The organism is Bifidobacterium jacchi, assembly GCF_009078285.1.
GTDB lineage: Bacteria > Actinomycetota > Actinomycetes > Actinomycetales > Bifidobacteriaceae > Bifidobacterium > Bifidobacterium jacchi.
Genome location: NZ_RQSP01000010.1, coordinates 18,584 through 36,792 on the forward strand (window position 1 = coordinate 18,584; position 18,209 = coordinate 36,792).

At 63.4% G+C, this 18,209-nt stretch carries 9 protein-coding genes and 1 pseudogene; 1 reads left to right on the forward strand and 9 read right to left on the reverse strand.

All coding sequences use genetic code 11. The features are described 5' to 3' along the window. From EHS19_RS04245 to EHS19_RS04255, 3 genes are all read right to left on the reverse strand, one after another. Positions 1-874: acyltransferase family protein (locus EHS19_RS04245; RefSeq protein ID WP_151916591.1), on the reverse strand; the 874-nt coding region annotated here is incomplete at its 3' end. Beyond that, the gene (locus EHS19_RS04250; RefSeq protein WP_151916550.1) at positions 871-5,625 is read right to left on the reverse strand and encodes a beta-ketoacyl synthase N-terminal-like domain-containing protein; all 4,755 of its coding nucleotides are present in this window, start codon (positions 5,623-5,625) and stop codon (positions 871-873) included. The genes EHS19_RS04250 and EHS19_RS04245, both read right to left, overlap by 4 nt. Positions 5,626-5,716: 91 nt before the next feature. Next, the gene (locus EHS19_RS04255; protein WP_175578295.1) at positions 5,717-10,648 is read right to left on the reverse strand and encodes a fatty acid synthase subunit beta domain-containing protein; all 4,932 of its coding nucleotides are present in this window, start codon (positions 10,646-10,648) and stop codon (positions 5,717-5,719) included. Positions 10,649-10,871: 223 nt separating this feature from the next. Between EHS19_RS04255 and EHS19_RS10710 the strand changes: the two genes are divergently transcribed. Continuing rightward, positions 10,872-11,048 carry a hypothetical protein gene (locus EHS19_RS10710; RefSeq protein ID WP_175578296.1) on the forward strand — a complete coding sequence of 59 codons (177 nt, stop codon included), beginning with the start codon at positions 10,872-10,874 and terminating at the stop codon, positions 11,046-11,048. A gap of 1,035 nt (positions 11,049-12,083) precedes the next feature. On the opposite strand, the gene EHS19_RS04260 is transcribed toward EHS19_RS10710, so the two are convergent. The 6 genes and pseudogenes from EHS19_RS04260 to EHS19_RS04285 form a co-directional block, all read right to left on the reverse strand. After that, positions 12,084-12,494, reverse strand: a complete 411-nt coding sequence (locus EHS19_RS04260; RefSeq protein ID WP_151916552.1) for an HI0074 family nucleotidyltransferase substrate-binding subunit — start codon at positions 12,492-12,494, stop codon at positions 12,084-12,086. Further along, positions 12,481-12,767, reverse strand: a pseudogene (locus EHS19_RS04265) (nucleotidyltransferase family protein). The gene EHS19_RS04260 and the pseudogene EHS19_RS04265 overlap by 14 nt, the downstream one beginning before the upstream one ends. A gap of 248 nt (positions 12,768-13,015) precedes the next feature. Then, positions 13,016-14,563: a hypothetical protein gene (locus EHS19_RS04270; protein WP_151916553.1), complete on the reverse strand. Its 1,548-nt coding sequence runs from the start codon at positions 14,561-14,563 to the stop codon at positions 13,016-13,018. 23 nt (positions 14,564-14,586) lie between these two features. Further along, entirely contained in the window at positions 14,587-15,501 is a 915-nt protein-coding gene (locus EHS19_RS04275; RefSeq protein WP_175578297.1) for an arsenate reductase/protein-tyrosine-phosphatase family protein, read from the reverse strand. A 208-nt stretch (positions 15,502-15,709) separates the two neighbouring features. Next, positions 15,710-16,339, reverse strand: coding sequence for a hypothetical protein (locus tag EHS19_RS04280; RefSeq protein WP_151916555.1), 630 nt, complete (start codon positions 16,337-16,339; stop codon positions 15,710-15,712). A 267-nt stretch (positions 16,340-16,606) separates the two neighbouring features. Beyond that, positions 16,607-18,199 (reverse strand): MDR family MFS transporter, encoded by a 1,593-nt coding sequence (locus tag EHS19_RS04285; protein ID WP_151916556.1) that lies wholly within the window; start codon positions 18,197-18,199, stop codon positions 16,607-16,609. Positions 18,200-18,209 lie beyond the last annotated feature (10 nt).

An 18,209-nucleotide genomic window follows, 5' to 3' on the forward strand; every position in this document is an offset into this window, starting at 1 on the left:
GCGGCATGACCGCCGCGATGGCAAGCGGCACCGGCATGGCGGTGATCTGCATCGCATACATGTGCACAAGCCCGTCGCTGACGCGCATGGCGATGAGGAACATCAGCGCATAGGCCACGACCAGCAACGCGATCGAGATGATGCGCACCCGAGGCGCGAACAGCACCCTGCGAATCCGGGCCCACTGGCGATGCGCCAGAAGACCGGCGACGAAGAACGGCAGATTCGCGATGAACGACGACACCGCCTTCGACGTCATGCCCTGGGATTCAAGCACATGATTGCCCGCCACGGAGGCGAAGAACACGAACACGGACCATACCGCAACCGCCACGTCGGCGCGATCGGTCAGCCGGAACAGCTGATACGGCAGCCCGGTCACGACGAACATCAGGAACAGCACCTGAAGAAACCACAGATTATCCGAAAAATTGCCGGTGACGAACGTCTCCCACAGAATGCGCCCGAACGTCAGGCCCTGAAACTGCGGATTATGCGTGGCGAAACGCAGCGGAATGGACCAGCACAATCCGATGAACAGCCAGGGAATGACCAGACGGTACAGCTTCTTGCGCATCAGCACCGCATAACTGGTGGATTTGCGCAGGGTATACACCATGCTGGAGCCGGCGAGGCCGAAGAACAACGGCATCATCGAGATGAACCCGACGCCGATCACCGTGGCGAGGGGAGAGCCCGGACCGCTGAATTCGAGCCGTCGGCTGGTCGGATACATGCCGTCGGGATCGCTGTAGATCATCGTCGAATGGTAGATGATGACCAGCAGCGCAAGTACGGCGCGTATGTTGATCCATACGTTCGCCGACTGCGCTGCCGGGGTTTTCGCTGAGCGCGTGCGTGTCGTGCGTGTCATGATCGCTGCTCCGAAGCGGCCCCTTCCTCTTGTGTGCCTCGCGTATCGTGCGTGTCTTGCGTGCCGGACCGATAGCAGCCGTCCGCGCCAAGCCGGGCGTCGTCGTCGAGCAGCATCGCCGCTTCGACGTCATGCACGTCGTCTGAAGGATCGAAATGACGATGCTCGATCGGCTCGAACAGCGCCGCATGACCGTGCATGCCGGCGTCGAGCCGCTGCATGCCTGCGGCAAGACGCGTCCGAGAACGTGCCAGCCAGCGATCCAGCAGCTCGCGACCCTCCTGCGGCGTGCCTGCGCCGGAAAGCACCGCGGCCTCGAAGGCGATCGGGTTGACGAAGACCACCACCGAGGAGACGTGGCCGAATCCCAGCGACGAGGCGATCACCGATTTCACGGTGATGCCGGCGCTCGCCAGATCCAGCGGCGCATTGCGCACCCAGACCAGTTCGTCGTGCTCGCGCATCGACGGATCGACGCAGTCGAGCGACATGTTCGCGGGCACCTTGCCGGAGCGGAACATGTGCATGATGTCCGATGTCTGGAACACGAACGATCCGCCCTTCGCATGCCCGGTGATCGCCTTGGGGGAGAAGACGTACAGCGGATTGCCGGCGGTGCGCCCGATCGCGCGCGCGAGACGATGGTGGATCTCCGATTCGTTCGCGTCGTTCGCGTTCGTGGAGGTGTCGTGCTTGCACACCACGGTGATGTCGTCGGCGGTCAATCCCAGATCGGCGAGCTGACGGGCCAGCGCGGAACGACGCCCGCCACGGCCTGCGGCAAGGGCGCCGAGACCGGGGGCGGGGATGGAGGCGTGCGCGCCATCGGCGAAGGTCCGCGCATAGCCGACCACGCCGAGCACCGGCAGCCCGAGCCGCAGCGCGAGCGACGCGCGGGCCACCAGAACGGTGCCGCCGCCCTGCGCCTCGATGAAGCCGGCGCGACGACGATCGTCGGGCCGTGACATGAACCGGGTGCCGATGCCCTCCTTATGCAGCATCGCGTCGTCGGCGGTGGCGTTCATGTTGCCGAAGCCGAACACCGACCCCTGCGACATGTCGTCGGAACCGCCGGTGACCACGAAATCCGCCTTGTGCAGCAGAATCTTGTCGATGCCCTCCTCAAGGCTCACGGCGGCGGTCGCACAGGCGCCGATGGGCGTGTTGATCTCGCCGTAGCCGCCCAGATAGGACTGCATGACATGGCCGCCGATGATGTTCGGCATGACCTCGGCGAACAGATCCGGTGCGATGTCATGCCCGGCGACATACTCCTGGAACATCGTCAGCGACGAACGGGCACCGCCGATGCCGGTGCTCTGCGTGGACGCGAAATCGGCCGGATGGATGGCGCGCAGGATCTCGCTTGGCGTGAACCCGGATGCGAGGAAGGCATCCACAGTGGTGAACATGCTCCACAGGGACACCTCATCCAGACTTTCCAGCATGGATGCCGGCAGACCCCATACGGCCGGATCGAAGCCCTTGGGGATCTGCGCGCCGACGTGACGCAGCAGCGCCCTGCGACGAGGCACGCGCACCATGGAGCCGGCCTTGCGGGTGACCGTCCACTCGCCGGTCTGCCCGTTCGGCGCAATGACGGTGTTCTGCGTGTCCGCCGCCTTGTATGCCTCGGCCTGTTCGCGATCGGGCACATTGAACGACACATCCTCGTTGAGATACACGGACGGGATGATCTCATCGCCGTCCGGAGCGATCTCGCCGTCATCCTCCAGCTCTCGTATGCCGCATCGGGCCACGACCTCGTCGTGGTAGCGATCGTAGATGTCCGCTTCATCGACCAGTTCGCCGGAACGGACATCCGCCCAACCGGGATGAGGCGCATCCTGCCAGGTGATCAGATGCATCGACCACGCGAGCTCGATCACGCCGTTCGCCGTCATATCGGCCATGCCATCGTAGCGAATGCCCAGCTCCGCTTCGACGGCGGTGCGACCGGAGCCCCACGGGCCGATCAGGCCGACGCCCACGATCACGGCCATATCGTCGAGATCGGTGCGCACATCGCCCCACTGTTCGGCCGTGAGCACCTCGCGCCGTATGGCATCCGCGCTGACATCGGTCGAGGCGGCCGCATCAGGGGAGGCGGCCGCGATCGAAGGCAGCGCCTTGAGCGTGCGCGGAGCGTTTTGCACTGCGCCCGCGGATTCGCGCGCCGCCCGCTCGCGCTCCTGCGCCTGCTGCCTGCGGAATTCGGCGATGAACTCGCTGCCGACCTGCGCCAGATCGACATCGACCTCGCCGACTCCGCCGGTCAGATTGGCGTGCACCGGAGCATGGGTCGCCGCTTCGATCGAGGCCGGCGTGCACAGCTTCATCAGTTCGTCGGCGATCTCGCCGGTGGAATACGTGCGTACGCCCTTGGCCTCGACGGCGGCGACCAGCGGGTCGTTGTGCGCCATCAGACCGGTGCCGCGCACCCATCCGATCGTCGGCTGGGCGAGAAGAATGCGATCATGCCATCCCGGCTCGCTCCTCCACTTGCGCTCGATGGCGTCAAACGCGTTCTTGGCCTCGCCGTAGGCGCCGTCGCCGCCGAACACGCCGCGATTGCCGGAGCCCGGCAGCACGACGAGCGTGCGATGCGCGACATCCACATCCTGCCGGGCGCGCGTCAGATCGGCGATGCCGCGTTCCACGCTCCACAGCAGCAGGCGCATCTGTCGTTCGGCGTTCGGCCCGACCTGATCCAAGGTGCCGGAGACGCGCGGCGCGGCGAACGGGAAGAAGAAGTCCGGCATGAGCGCGGGCTTGAGCAGGATGCTGCTCGCGCCGACGGTCCGCCGGCTTTCGGTGGTCACCCATGCGATGAGCGCATCCACGTCGCCGTACGCCGCGAGATTGGCTGGGACCAGCCATAGCCTGGCATCGCCGGCGGCATGACGACGATAGACGTCACGGGCGAACTGCTCGCGCCGCCAGTCGATGTGCGACGCGGTGATGATCACCGTCGCGCCCCCTGCAAGGAACCGCGACGTGACCGCGCCGGCGATCGAATGCGGGGTGGCGCCGGTGATCAGCGCGACCTTGCCGTGATAGGGCAGTCGCCGGGCGATCGTCTCCTCGTCCGCTTCGGCGTCCTGCGCGATGCCGCGGAACCGCCTGGCAAGATCGGCCTTGCCCTCCGCATCGCACTTGTCGGCCCACCATGCCGCCTGTGCGCCGACGGCACGACCGAGGCCGACGAAGCTCGCCTCGCCGCCGAACATGGGATCGGTCGGCAGCGAGCCGGAAAGATACAGGCGGGCGAGATCCTCGCGTGCGCTGGCCCAACGGTCGTCGAACAGCACCGCCTTGCGCGCGTCGAATGCGGGCCGCACGCTTTGCGCCCAGTCGGAGCCGAGCTCGCGTTCCACCAAAGCGACGACGCGCTCGTTGGCCGCAGCCTCTGATTCGCCGCCATCGGCAGCCGAATCGGGTGTCGGCGCTATGCCCAGTCGCTGCAGCACATCGCGTGCCGTCGCCGCGAGGATGCCATCCGGGCCGGTGACCGTCGCCTTGAAGGCGTCCAAGGCTTTGGAATCGACGGCCGCGCCGCCTTGTGCGGCATCGACGACCGGGGAGATCGCGATATGATGGCTTGCCGCCACGGCGTTGATGGCGGCATCGATGAGCCGATCGGCGTCGGCGCGCGTCTTGACGGTCACGTTCGGCAACGTCCGCAACGCGTCGCCGCGCAGGGACGTCCCCTCGCGGGTGCCGATCAGAAGCTGCGCAAGCGTCCAGTACACCCAGTCGCCGCCCAGAGTCCAATGCTGGTCAAGCCGTTGCGCCACATGTGATTGCGGGATGCGGGCCACGCCGAACAGTTCGTGAATGCGGCTCTTCACCGCCTTGTCGAGCACCGAGCCGAACGGCTTGTATCCGCCGGCCGCGTGATCCACCATATCGGCGAGCTTGCTCATCGTGGCCTCCGCCGCGCCATCCAATGACGGCACGGAGATCTCCGCGGCGATGTCGACCAGTTGCTGGTTGCGCTTCGACGAGACGCCATTGGTAAGCGTCTCCAAGGTGTCCGACGAGCCGATCTGATCAAGTCGGATCTTGTTCTCCAACGCCAGCAGCATGCGCACCGCATCCGTGGCGGTGAAACGCAGTTGCGTGGCCGGGGTCGACTGCGCGGCTGCCTGCGTGGTAGCCGTGGTAGCCGTGGCGATGGCAGCGGCGGTCGATGCGTGCCGCGATTGCGACGCGCCCTGCGTTGGCTTGGATTGCGCTGATTGGGGTTGTGCCGGCTGGGACTGCACTGGCTGGGACTGCACGGAGGCGGATGCGACGTCTGCGGCATCCGATTCGGCATCGTCGTTCACAGCTGCAGCGGCATCCGCATCCGCAACCGCATTGCGAGTGCCCGCATCCGAGGCATCGACTTGCGTTCCCGGAGCGGGATCGGTGTCGTTGCCGAGTACACGGTCCGCGTCTCGCTCGGCGTTCAGCACCTGTACGTGAGCATCCTCGAATTCGGGTTGTTTCAGGGTCTTCGCCGCCATGTTGGCCAGCACCGGCGTTGCCGCCAAACCGACCTCCACGAACCGTTCGACGCCCAGCCCGCCGCGCTCGCGAGGCGTGAAGAGCAGTCGCTGCGTTTCGATCCAGCGCACCGGGGATGCGAACTGCCATGCGAGCAGCTCGATGAGCAGCATACGGGCCAGCTTCTGGGGATGCTGCTGCCACCACGCCCATGATTCTTCGCTGGCAAGCGCCTGGCGAATCCTGGTCGAGGGCGCCACGGCGAGAATCGATTCGGCGAAATCGCGGGTCAACGCGAACGGACGGGCGACCAGATTGGGAATATAATGGCCGATCAGACCGCGCGGATCGTCATCCTGCGGGAATCAGCGACTCCAGGCGTTCGCGATACTTCGCCACGCCGGGGCGCATCATGCGCGAATGGAATGGCACATCGATGCCGGGAATCGGCATGTACGGCGGTTTGCCGCCGAACTCGCGCGCACGCTGCTCCGCGTCGGACTTGAGGAAGCGCAGGCCCTTGAGCGTGCCGACCACGGCGTACTGCGAGCCGGCGACGTTGTAGTTGACGATCTGCAGGAACTCGCCGCATCGCTTGGAGACATCGTTCACGTAATCGTCCACGGCATCGTCGTCCACGCCGAACTGAATCGGGCGAAGCGCACCCATGCCATAGTTGGAACGGCCTTGTTCGTCGCGTTCGACAAGCTCATACATGGTGTTGCCGCGCTGATAGACCATGTCGATGACGGTTTCCAGCGAGAAGGCGTTGCCCACCACCGACAGTGCGGTGTACTCGCCCAGCGAGTGGCCGGCGATATAGGCGTTGGCGTCGTCCGTCACATTCTCGGAATCGAATTTCGCATACTGCGCGAAGCCGAGCACTGTCAGCGCCACCTGCGTGAACTGGGAAAGAAACAGCACGCCCTTGGGGTGCCTGTACTCGACGCCCTGCACCACGATGGACTCGGGGTTGTCCCGAACGATGGTGAGAATCGAGAATCCGAATCGCTCACGGGTGTGACGGTCCGCTCGATCCCACACCTCACGTACCGCAGCGGATTGCGACAGATCGTTCATGCCCATGCCCTTGCGCTGCGAACCCTGGCCGGGGAACACGTATGCGGTCACCGGGGCTTCGACGACGGCCGTCGCCCGCGCGACGATGCCGTCGCCTACGCGGCATGTCACATCAAGCAGCAGACGCCCTCTGGACGTGCGGCCCGCGCGTTCGACCGAGATGTCCACATGCGCGCCGAGCGGTACCGGGACGAACATGGAATACGTCCATCCCTCGATACGATAGCGGGACTCGTCCTCGTCGTTGAGCGAACAGACGAGCTGCTGAGCCGCGGCGGACAGCCACATGCCGTTGACGATCGGCTTGTCGTATCCGACCATGCGCGCGTTGGTCCGCGAGACGTGCAGCGGATTGTAGTCCCCGGAGACGCGTTCGAAGGCGTTCATGTCGGTCGGCGCGGTGATGATCGCGTGGCGCAGCAGCCGGCGGCGGGTGGCGGTGGCGGAGCGATGCTCCGCTTCCAGCACGCCGCCGTAGGGCACGCTGAGCGGGGCGGGATCGTCCGCATACACATGGGTCGGTATGATGAATCGTTCGGTCAGCACCGCCACGACATCGTCAGTTGTGGTTTTGGTGGTTGCGGCTGTAGCGGTCACGTCTGCTGCGCTCGAATCTGTTGCGGTTGCCTGCCTCGCCGAGTCGGCGCGCAGATGGATCTCGATATGTCCGCTCAGAACGCGGCCGTTGACGGAATCGATCGCGGGATCCGACCATACGACCGCATCCAGATACGGATTCTCGCCATCGGCACTCATGCCACGGTAGCGTTCCAGCAGATGCGCGATGCCGCCGTCGTGGGTGAACCTCACCTCATGACTGAGATGAATCATGGATTGCAGCGCGTAGATCCACGGGGTGCCGTCAGTTGAGCCGTTGCCTATGCTTGAGTAGATCAGCGGCCACAGCAGGCACATCAGCGCATCCGGAATCGCCGATGCGGGATGAAGATGATCGGACAGCTGCGCGGTGCCGATGACGGTCGCATGCATGGCACCAAGCATGTCGTTGATGTGAAGCCTGGCATGATGTTCGCCGAACGCGGAACGTTTCGACGGCACGGCCTGCGGCAGAGCGGTGATGCGATTGCCGCATATGTCGCTGGTTCCTACGCCGGCCATATCGGCAAGCAGCGCGATCATGTCATCGCGAAGCAGTGTTTCGTCGACGATCGGATATCCGCCGTTCGTCGTGCTTTCCGTGACGCTCAGCGGCAAACGCATCTCGCGTACCACATGGGCCGAAGATCCCTGCTTGTGGGCGTCCCAGAACGTGTTGTCAAGATGGGTGATCATCTCATACGTGTGAGCCCTGCCCTCCACCGGGCGGCACTCCACGGGAGTTGGGGAGCCGCTGCGCGATGCGGTGCTGTGCTGCGCATCCGCATTGGCAGCGTTCGCGACGTTCGCGGCAGTGGTGGCGTTCGCGGCCGCCGTGTTGGCGGTCAGATGCCCGCATCGCTCAATCAGCGGCGAGGAGCATGCCAGTCGGTCAGGAGTGGTCACGGGTCGGCCGGTAATCGCATCGGCCAGACGCGACCATGCCGCAGTCGGCTGCACGCCGCGGGATTCCAGCTCAGTGACGCATGCCGTTTCAAAACGATCCAGCAGTTCGCCGACCGGCTCGTCGACGCGGTCGACATGGGCGACCGACAGCGGTCCGGGCAGCGCCAGCACCTGATCGGCGGTGTATCGGCGATCCTGGGACTGCCACATGGCGTCCTGACCCCAGCGATGCGCCACTTGGGAATCGATGACCGGGACAAACGGCACGGGCTTGGTGCCAGGCTTGTCGCACAGCTCGACGAACCATGCCGCGTCGGTTTCGCACACATGGGCGCTTTCCGCAGCCGGATAGTGCTGGATGAGCAGGCTGATGGCGTCGAGCGGATCGCGCGCGGCGTCATCCGTGTTGATCAACGGGGTGAATTCGCCGTGATCCGTCGCCGTGAGGCGCTGCTCGCACCGCTCGATCATGCTGGCGAAGCGCTCGCTCCATGATTCGTCGACCCACGGGTAGGAGAGCGCCGCATAGCGGCGTAGCCAGTCGGCATACGACATGTCGGTGACATCGCCGAAATACGGCTTCGCCGTGGCGGCAAGCGCGGCGATGATCTCGTTGCGATGCTCCTCCACGGCTTTGTCGAGATCGTCGCTGTGCGTGATCTCGTTGAGCAGCCGGTTGCAGCGGGCCGCCGAATTGTCGAGTTCATACAGGTCGGCATGCAGCGCGCTTACGCCCGACGCCACGCCTCCCTGAGCCGTGTTGCGACGAATCCATCCAGCATCCGCCGGGCTGGTTGCCGAGCCGGATTCGCGCGTTGCGCTGGATTCGCGCGCCGCGCCGGGATCGTGTGCTGTGCCGGTTTCGCTTGTCTCATTGGATTCAAGGATGCCGGCGGCATCCACAAGCGCCTGCTTGACATCGGGATTGGTGAGCGCCTCGCGGCACGTCACGGCCACGGTCCCGACGAAGACGGCATCCACCGGCATGGCCCGAAGCCCGTATCGACGCGACCAGTCGCCGGTAAGATAGCGGGTCGCCTTGTCCGGCGTGCCGAATCCGCCGCCCACGGCAAGCACCAGATTGCGCAGGTGCCGGATGTTCGCATACTGGGCGAGCAGCATGTCGTCAAGCGACTGCCAGGAATGATGCCCGCCTCCACGACCGTCCTCCACCTGAAGGATGAGCGTCGTCTTCGGATGCTCCCGGGCGATCGCCACCGCGCGTCGAATCTGCTCAATGGAGCCGACCTTGAGCGCGATGTAAGGGAATCCGTCCTTATGCAGCCGGTCGAACAGCGCGCCTGCCTCGGCTGGATCCGGCAATCCGGCGGACAGCGTGACGCCGTCGAGCGGAGCGCCGGCACGGCGAGCTTTGCCCACGATGTCGGCGTTGCCGAACTGAAGATTCCACAGCGTGGGGTTCATCATCATCGTATTGAACTGCACCGCCACACCTGGCTTGAGCTGCGCGTGCAGCTGCCTCATACGGTCGAAGAAGACCTTCCTGCCGGTCTGCCCGCCGCCGGCGAGTTCGGCCCAATGCCCGGCGTTCGCCGCTGCGGCGACGATGGCCGGATCCACGGTGGTGGGCGTCATGCCGCCGAGCATGATGGCGGAACGGCCGGTCAGACGAGTGAACGCGGTGTCGAGAACCGTGCGCCCATCGGGAAGCGAGATCAGCTTGGGTGCGTATGCGGACCAGTCGTCGGATGCCTTGCATGCGAATCCCGGCATGCCGATCTCGTCACACAGTCGCGGTTCTCCGGCGGAGATGACCCCCGCCCCCGACCCGCGGATAATGGAACGGGTGATATCGCCGAGCACATTGCCCGGACCGAGATCAATGAACCAGCGGATGCCGTCGTCAAGGGCCTTGGTGATGCGAGTATGCCAGTCGTCCGGCGTAGTGAGCATAAGCTGAGCGATATGGCGTGTCGCATCCTCGTCGAGCCCGCATTGGCGCGCCCACAGCACGCTCTGCTCCACTGCGGGTGCCAGCAGCGCGCAGTGGAACGGGGCGCCCACCGAGAGGAATTCCACGATGGGCGTCGCCGCCGTGCTGCCCGTGGGGCGCGCCGACGCCCACTGCCGCAGGCCCCGCGCAAGCCGCGACATGGTTGCCGGCATGCCGGAGAATGCGACGTGATCGTAGGCGTTGACGACTGCGGGCGCAATGTCGGCATGAAGAATACGCGATGCGATCCCGCCTGCCTGCGAGGCGGCGATGCCCTTCACCGACAGCATGGGAGTGGCCTGCTGCGAACGGGTGATGCCGAGTGAGCGGGAACGCAGCGATGCCGCGGCGCCGATGATTCGGGCGATCGCATACCACCGTGCCGCCTGATCGATGTCGTGGGACAGGTACGCCTTGGCCAGATGCACGGCGATCACGCCCTGTGAATGACCAAGATAGGCATCCGGCAGATGACGGGAGAACAGCGGATCGGCGGTCTTGCCGAAATACGCCAGTTCCGCGGCCTGTGCGATCGTGATGCCGGGCACGCTCACGGCCGCATCCGAGGCGAGTCGGGAGACGTCGTTGTCTCCGCCCGCCACCACCGGCAGCATGTCGGGAGCAATGGGCTCCAGAATGGTGTCGGCCCTGGTGCGCAGATCATCGACGAATGTTCGTACCTCGCCATCCAGACAGGCGTCGTTGAGCACGTCCCGCCACGAGGAACCGCCCTGCCCGGCGAACATCAGCGCATAGGGAGATGTTGCGGCCTCATGCCCGTCGGATGAGGCGTCAGCAGGGTCGCCGACAAAGAGAGATCGAAAAGTTGACTCTTGACATGAGAGTGTTTGCCTCATCTTCAATGCCCCCCTCGGTTTTCTTTTTGGACAACCTTTATTAAGCACTTCTTCAGCAAAATCTCGATGAGATTTCTGAATATATCTCTCTCCCCCCCCCCGAAGAAACGGTTTGGGGGGTGAAAAAGCCTTATGCCGCAACGGTTTTGATGGTGTGTTGCATCTCGCGCAGTGCGGACACGTTTCGCTTGGGTTTGGCTTGAGCAATTTCCTCGGATTCGGCACGGTCGCATGGCTGCTGACGATACTGATGCGCCGTGCTCGGCTCGGTTTTGTGATCGGCGAATAGGGGGTGCCGCTGTGCACCGTTGTGCGCTTCGACGCATGGTCGCGAGGCGCGGTTGAGGACATCTCAAGGGCACCTCGCGCGTTGACTTGAGCGTCGGCTTGGGCGCTGCCGTGTCACCATGTGCGCCGATTGGCGACGCCGCGGTTCAAACGCTTCGACGATGGCCAGCGGACCGGCGCAGGTGCGTTCGGGCGGGTGCGTGCAGCCACGCGATCGCAAAACGGCCCGTTTTTTCATCGCGTGGCTGCGAGGGCTTGCCGCATGACGCGATGTGATCGGTCACGCGCCCTCGCGCACGCCATATCGACCCGTTTTCACAGCCACGCGACGCGATGTGACCGGTCCCATCACGAGTCGTGGCTGATCGTGCAGCCACGCGATCGCAAAAAGCCCCGTTTTTTCATCGCGTGGCTGCGGGGGCTTGCCGCGCGACGAGATGTGACCGGTCACGCGCCCTCGCGTGCACCATATCGACCCGTTTTTGCAGCCACGCGATCGATTGTGACCGGTCCTATCACAAGTCGTGGCTGATCGTGCAGCCACGCGATCGCAAAAAGCCCCGTTTTTTCATCGCGTGGCTGCGAGGGTTTGCCGCATGACGCGATGTGATCGGTCACGTCACTGCGTGTGGCTGTGAGTGGTTCGTTCATGTGAGAATTCTCGTGTGAGAACGGCAATGTGGGAGCTGCCGGTTTGAATTGGCGACAATTTGCGTCGCGTCCTATCCGGCGCGTCGCCTCGTCCCAGCACACCCCTCGTCCTAGGGTCCCGGCGCAAGTTTTTCTCGGGATAATCGGCCATTTCGAGAATTCCTTGCGCAGACCCGCTGCTTAGCGCAAGTTTTTCTCGGGATTCACGTTGAGTTCGAGATTCTCTTGCGCTGGGACGCCTCGTAGCGCAAGAGAATCTCGAAATAGCCGTTTGTTTCGAGAAAAACTAGCGCCAGCACGCGGAGAAACCTGCGCCTAGTTCGATCAGTATCCGAGCCAACGATAACGCCCGAAAACACTCGAAGCACTACTCATTGAGCACTACTCATTGAGCAGCGTCCCGTAGCAGCGTCCCGTAGCGTATGGTCAGGCCTCGATCCACACGCTCAAATTCGGGAATGTACTCCTCGATGATGCTGTGCACGAGTCGAAGTGCGCGATTCTCGTCATAGATATGAGCCGAATCGCTACGGTCGCGAAGCATGCGCAGCCAGAGCGACTCGTTCATGAAGTCATAGTACTGGTATGCGGTTTTGATGACGTCTCTGGGCGAACCGGAAGCGGACACCGGATCGCCTTCATATGCCAGCAACGTCGTGAATAGCTTCCATCCGAGCTCAAATTGAAGTTCGAATTTGTCGATGATACCGCTTTGGATGAATTCGTTGCTCAGATCCTGCGAAGGTGCCTGACGCAGGGAGCGCAATGCGGCGATATAGTTTTCATACTTTTTCATAGAGCACCTTTCCCGTGCGTTTGATCTCCTTGCGCGGCTCATCGCTGATCGGCTCATCGAGGTTGATGACATCCACGTCGAGTAGCGACCACAGATCATCGCGTAGACGGCTTTCCAGAGCATCGAAATCGGGGCATCCGCTCACTGCGAGGTCGATGTCGCTTTGGGTCGGTTCGTGTTCGTGGCTCTGGAGCCAAACAGAATCACTGTGCGCGCTCCTGATTCAGCCGCAAATGCTCGGATCTGCTCGTACACGTCTTCGATGGGGACCATCGCCGCCTCCTGCAGCCCATCATGAAGCGCATCCATCATGAAGAGACCGTACTATGCCTGTAATACGCCGATGTCGAACGCCGATGTCGAACGTCGGTATCGACATGGCTCTGCTATCAATATACGGCAATACGGTCACTACGCGAGAATCGCCTGAATCTCGATCGCTGAGACTGCAAAACGTTACTGAATCCACCTACCGAACGCCGCCGGGGCAGCACCTACCGCAATCCGTCTACTGAATCCACCTACCGATTCCGCTGTGCGCCGCGCTTGCGCATCGCGCCCGAAGTACGCCCGAAGCGCGCACCCGCGGCACACGCCCAGATGAACAGCCAGATCGCGGGGAACGCGTACGCTTCGAACTGCGCGTACAGGTACGCGAGCAGCAGCAGCCAGCATACGGTGGTCCTGCTCCACGCGTGCCAGCGCGTCACATGCCACAGCAGCAGCGCCAGCGCCAGCGCGAACATCAGCACACCGAATTCGACGATGAACGACGCGTAGGCATCCATCGTGAACACGTTCCCCGCCCGATTGAGCGTCGGCCCCAGCGGATACTCCATCTCGCTGATCTCCTCGGTCAGCAGGCCGCCGTGCGAACGATACCACTCAAACGCATACGGGAAACCGCGCTGCATCGCCTCGGCAAGGTTGCCTGCGCCAAAGCCGAACAGCAGATGCGGCCAGTCGTGAAGACCCGCCGCCAGCGGCTGGATCGTGCGCAGAATCCGCGCCGACATCGACGCGTCGCCGGTGAACAGGCCGCGCGCCAGCAGCGTCTGAATACGCGGCTGCGTGGCGATCAGTCCAACACCAGCCGAAACGAGCGCGGCCAGACCGAGCGCCGACCCCGCCAACAGACGCCGATCCCGCAGCATACGCGCCCACAGCCGTCCCCACGGAATCTCCGCCGCTGCAAACAGCGCGCCCGCCACCACCGTGTCGAGCACAATGCGCACGCCGGCGCCCATCGCCAGCGATCCCGCGGCGAACACGGCAACCAGAGCGATCAGCCGCCGATCCCGGCTGATCCAGAACAACGGCAGCAGCACGCCGAACAGATGCATGCCAATATAGCTCGGCTCCGCGAACAGGAACTGCGGCCGCGCAATGAAATACTGCCGCAGAAACAGCTGCATCAGCTGGTTGCGCCACAGTGGGATGTTCAGATGATTCGGCTGCGCAAACCAGGTGAGCACGCCGAACAGAAACGCGGCGCCATACGCGCAGACCACCACGGTGACTGCTGCGCGCATCGACAGGCGCTTTGCCGACCAGGCGATCGTGAACGACAGCAGCGTCAGCGCGCCGAACAGCAGCGCGAGCGTGGTGCGGATGAGATACGTGACGTTGACGCCCACGCTCACCCAGCCGTACACGCTGGTCGCAGCCAGCAGCGCGAACAGCGGCGGCAACGCGGGGAATCGGCGCAGGGCCGCCGGCACGAATCGCGTGTTGCAGATAACGTACGCGGTGAACAGCAGCGGGGAGAGCGGCGAATAGTACGGCATCTGCACGCCGAGGATGGTGCCGTCCACCGGCAGCAGTGCGAGCGCGGCGTACCACAGGAGATCGCTGCGGTCGCGCATCGCCGGCGTTGCTGTTGATGTGGTGGCTGCGGCGGGGGAGGCGTGGCGCGCAGTGATGACGGCTGCCGGGGATGCTGCTGGCAGCGCATTGGTATGGATGCTGCTGCTGGGAACGTTGCTGGCTGTAGTGGTGACGGCTGGGCTGCTGCTGGCTGTAGTGGTGACGGCTGGGCTGGTGACGGTGCTGTTGCTGCTGTTTGACATGGCTGTTGTGGGTTGACGGTTGTTCAGCTCAGGTCGAGCGAGGGGATGTCGGGATTTGTGTGGCGCACGCGGCGGCCGGGGAACGGATCAGGCATGCCTGGCATGTCAGGCATGGTTCGGTTCGCTGCGGTTTCGGCTGCTATGGTTGTGGCTGCCGTGGTGGATGCCGCCACTGGTGATGCAACTGCCGGTGCCGGTGCGGTTGCCGGTGCCGCTGTAGCTGAGGATGCCGTTCCCGTCGCTGTCGTGGATGTACTGTCGACGGCGGCGTGCGACTGCTCGGTGGCGTATGGTTGCGCTTCCACGCGTTGGGCGGGGGCCGGTTCTGTCAGATGCTGCGTTGTGTGTCGTTTCGACCGCTGTGATCGCTCGGTCGGTGTTGCAGCCGGTGCGGCGACGATCATCGCGATGGTGGCAACCGCCTTGGCAATGGCCAGATGAGCCAGATTGAACGCTTCACGCGGTTTGCCATATGGGTCGGCGATTTCCTGGGATGGCGGCAGCAGCGGGCGCAGGAGCGGCGCGGCGTCAATGATCGATCCGAGTCGCTGACTCGCTGTGTCGCCTTCGATGTCGCCGTGCGCGACGGCGAGCTGGCAGAGCACGGCGAAATCGGTGAGCAGAAACGTTGATCGAATGGCGGCGGGGCTGTATTGCACGACCTCGTCGATGTGGTTCATCGTGAAGCAGAGCGTCAGATCGCTGTGACGCATCACATCGGCATCGCAGACCGTGGAGCGGAAGTCTGATGCGTCGATGCCGTCCGCTTCGAGCAGTTCAAGGCACGTCGGCTCCATCGTGCGTTCGCTCAGATGCAGCGTGCCCGCGCTGGACACGGTGATGCCGCTGATGTGGTTGCGTTGGAACTCGCGCCGCAGCAGATATTCTGTCATCGGCGAACGACAGATATTACCCGAGCAGATGGCGGTGATATGCATGGCTGATCTTCTTGATCTCGATCCGATGGTTGGGATGATAATGGCTGAAATGCTGATGATGCGATGGACTGACGAACGCCAAACGATTGGCATGCGGCCAATGTGACCATCATTTGGGGTGAGATACGCAAATGGGCAGGGATTGCATCCCTGCCCATTCATTGGTACTGATTCAGTCAACGCCTGCAAAAGGCGTATGAGTCAATGCTCAGCGGCGAACCTGCTGCTTGCGAACGGCGAGCACAGCGGCACCGGCGAGAGCCAGCAGCACGACTGCAATGCCGTAGGGGAGCACGGAGGCACCGGTGTTGGCGGTGGTGCCGTTGTTGTTGGAAGTCGGAGCGCAGGTGTTGCCCACAGCCGGGACATTCGCGCTGCCGCTGTAGAGCGCCTTCGACAGATCAGCCTCAGCGGTCTGAGCGTTGGTGAGCTCTTCGTTGTTGTTGGTGACCTTGTTCTTGCCGAGGTAGACGTTGTACTCCACCTTGCCACCCTGGCAGGTAGCGGCGCTGGTCAGCTTGAACGTGAACGTGACGGTCGGCTTCTCGGCGGTCACGTGACCGGCGTAGAAGACCTCGGCGTTCTGGATGTCAGCGGCAGGAACAACCTGCGCAACCAGCTTGGAATCAGCCTCAACATACACATATTCGCCGTACTGGGCGATCTCATCGGCACGGAAGTTCACGGTGACGGTGGCGGTCGTGCCATTGACGGTGACGTTCGCGCCGTACGAGCCGGTCTCATCGGCCATGGCCGCGGCCGGAGCGAAACCAATGAACGCAACGAGAGCGCACAGCGCGGAAACCAACGCGACGATCTTGTTCTTCAAGTTCTTCATCTTTCCCTCCTAATGATTAGGAACGGTCCTTGGTGTCCCATCTTGCTGAATCAGTCTACCGCGCAATGGCATACCTTGTACCTGATTAGAAACCATAGCACACGTCGGTACCAAGATCGTTGGAAAAGTTAACAATTATAGACCTTGCCGTGATAACTACGTGACAAAACCGGCAGTTTTGCATATTTTTCGTAGTTTTTGGCTCGACACGCCGGGACGCTACCTGGCGATCGTCATGTGGACGTAGGGATGATCGCTCATGATCGCTCATGACTGCCGGGCTTTGGCGGCCTTCATGCGCGCCATGGCGCGTTGCGCGGTCACGCGAGCGGAGCCGGCCCCCTCGCCCTTGACCCAGAACACCACGATGAGCACCTGAATGAACACGATGAACGCGCTCACCCGCAGCGTCCACTGCGTGCCGAAGATGCTCGCGTCGATCGCCTCGCCGCCGTGGAGACGAATCAGCGTCTCCATGAGGATCACCAGCACGGGCGCACCCACCGCGCCGGCGATCTGGCGCACGGTGTTCGTCACGGCCGACCCGGCCGAAACCTCGCCGGGCTCAAGGCAGTTGAGCGACCATGTGGTGACCGGCATGATGATGAATCCCATGCCGATCTGGCGCACGAACTGCCAGATCGACACCCACCAGATCCACGTATCGCGATCGATCAGACTCATCATGATCGTGCCGAACAGCAGAATCAGCGTGCCGGTGAGCGCCACCGGACGCGCCCCGAGGCGGTCGAGCAGCTTGCCGCCGAAGAACTGCGATATGCACATGCCGAATGCGCCGGGCATCATCACCAAGCCGCTGATCGTAGCGGAGAATCCGCGATCATCCTGGATATAAAGCGGCATGATCACCATGATCGAGCTGAATGCGAAGAAGCTCAGCGCGGCGCAGATCGTGCCCACCATGAAGTAGCGGTTGCGGAGCACGCCGAGATCGAGCAGCGGGGGATTGGGGCGATTCGCCGCGCTGCCGGCATCCGTCGCCACCGTCGCCGCCGCTGCATCGTACGCGCGCCCGTCGCGGATCTGACGGGCCACGAACCAGATGATGCCGAGCACGCCGATCAGCATCGCGGCCCAGACCATCGGATGCGTGAACGGATACGCCTCGATGTTGGTGAAGCCGAACATCAGGCCGCCGAAGCCGATCACCGACAGCGTCACCGAGAAGAAATCGGCGTGCGCATGCGGATCATTGGCACCGAAGTTACGCAGTCCGAACACCGCAAGCAGCAGCGAGATCACGCCGATGAGCGTCAATGTCAGGAATATGGAGCGCCAACCGTTCGCATCGGTCTGGATGCCGCCCAGCGTCGGGCCGATCGCGGGCGCCACGCTCATCGCCATGCCGACCGTGCCCATCGCCACGCCGCGTCGCGACAGCGGATAGATCGAGAACACGGTGATCTGCAGCACCGGCCACATCACGCCCGTGCCGATCGCCTCAAGCAGACGGCCGGCGAGCACCATGAGAAACGACGAGCCCACCCATGCGAGGGCCGAGCCGATGGTGAAGACCGCCATCGACGTGATGACGATCTGACGGGTGGTGAATCGCCGCGTCAGAAACGCGGTAAGCGGCACCATCACGCCCATCACCAGCTGGAAGATCGACGTGAGCCACTGCGCGGTCGTCACCGAGATCTGGAACTCCGAGACGATGGTCGGCAGCGCGGCGCTCAGCTGCAGCTGCGTGAAGTTGCCGACGAAGGTGATGAAGGTGAGGATGGCGATCGACCCGAGCGCCGCCTTCGTCAGATGCCCGTTCACATAGCTTTCCTCGCTGGACAGCGTGCGGTTGCGTGCGGTATCGGACTGTTGTCGCCGGCCGGTGACGTTCATGCGTTCCCGT

What these genes read in the sequence shown, in the direction of transcription:
- EHS19_RS04255 (WP_175578295.1), bottom strand. Translation starts at nt 10,648, where the DNA reads ATGTTCGCCGGGCAGGGCGGTTCCTCGTGGCGGGACGTGCTCAACGAC.
- EHS19_RS04260 (WP_151916552.1), bottom strand. Translation starts at nt 12,494, where the DNA reads ATGAAAAAGTATGAAAACTATATCGCCGCATTGCGCTCCCTGCGTCAG.
- EHS19_RS04275 (WP_175578297.1), bottom strand. Translation starts at nt 15,501, where the DNA reads ATGCATATCACCGCCATCTGCTCGGGTAATATCTGTCGTTCGCCGATG.
- EHS19_RS04280 (WP_151916555.1), bottom strand. Translation starts at nt 16,339, where the DNA reads ATGAAGAACTTGAAGAACAAGATCGTCGCGTTGGTTTCCGCGCTGTGC.
- EHS19_RS04285 (WP_151916556.1), bottom strand. Translation starts at nt 18,199, where the DNA reads ATGAACGTCACCGGCCGGCGACAACAGTCCGATACCGCACGCAACCGC.
- EHS19_RS04270 (WP_151916553.1), bottom strand. Translation starts at nt 14,563, where the DNA reads ATGTCAAACAGCAGCAACAGCACCGTCACCAGCCCAGCCGTCACCACT.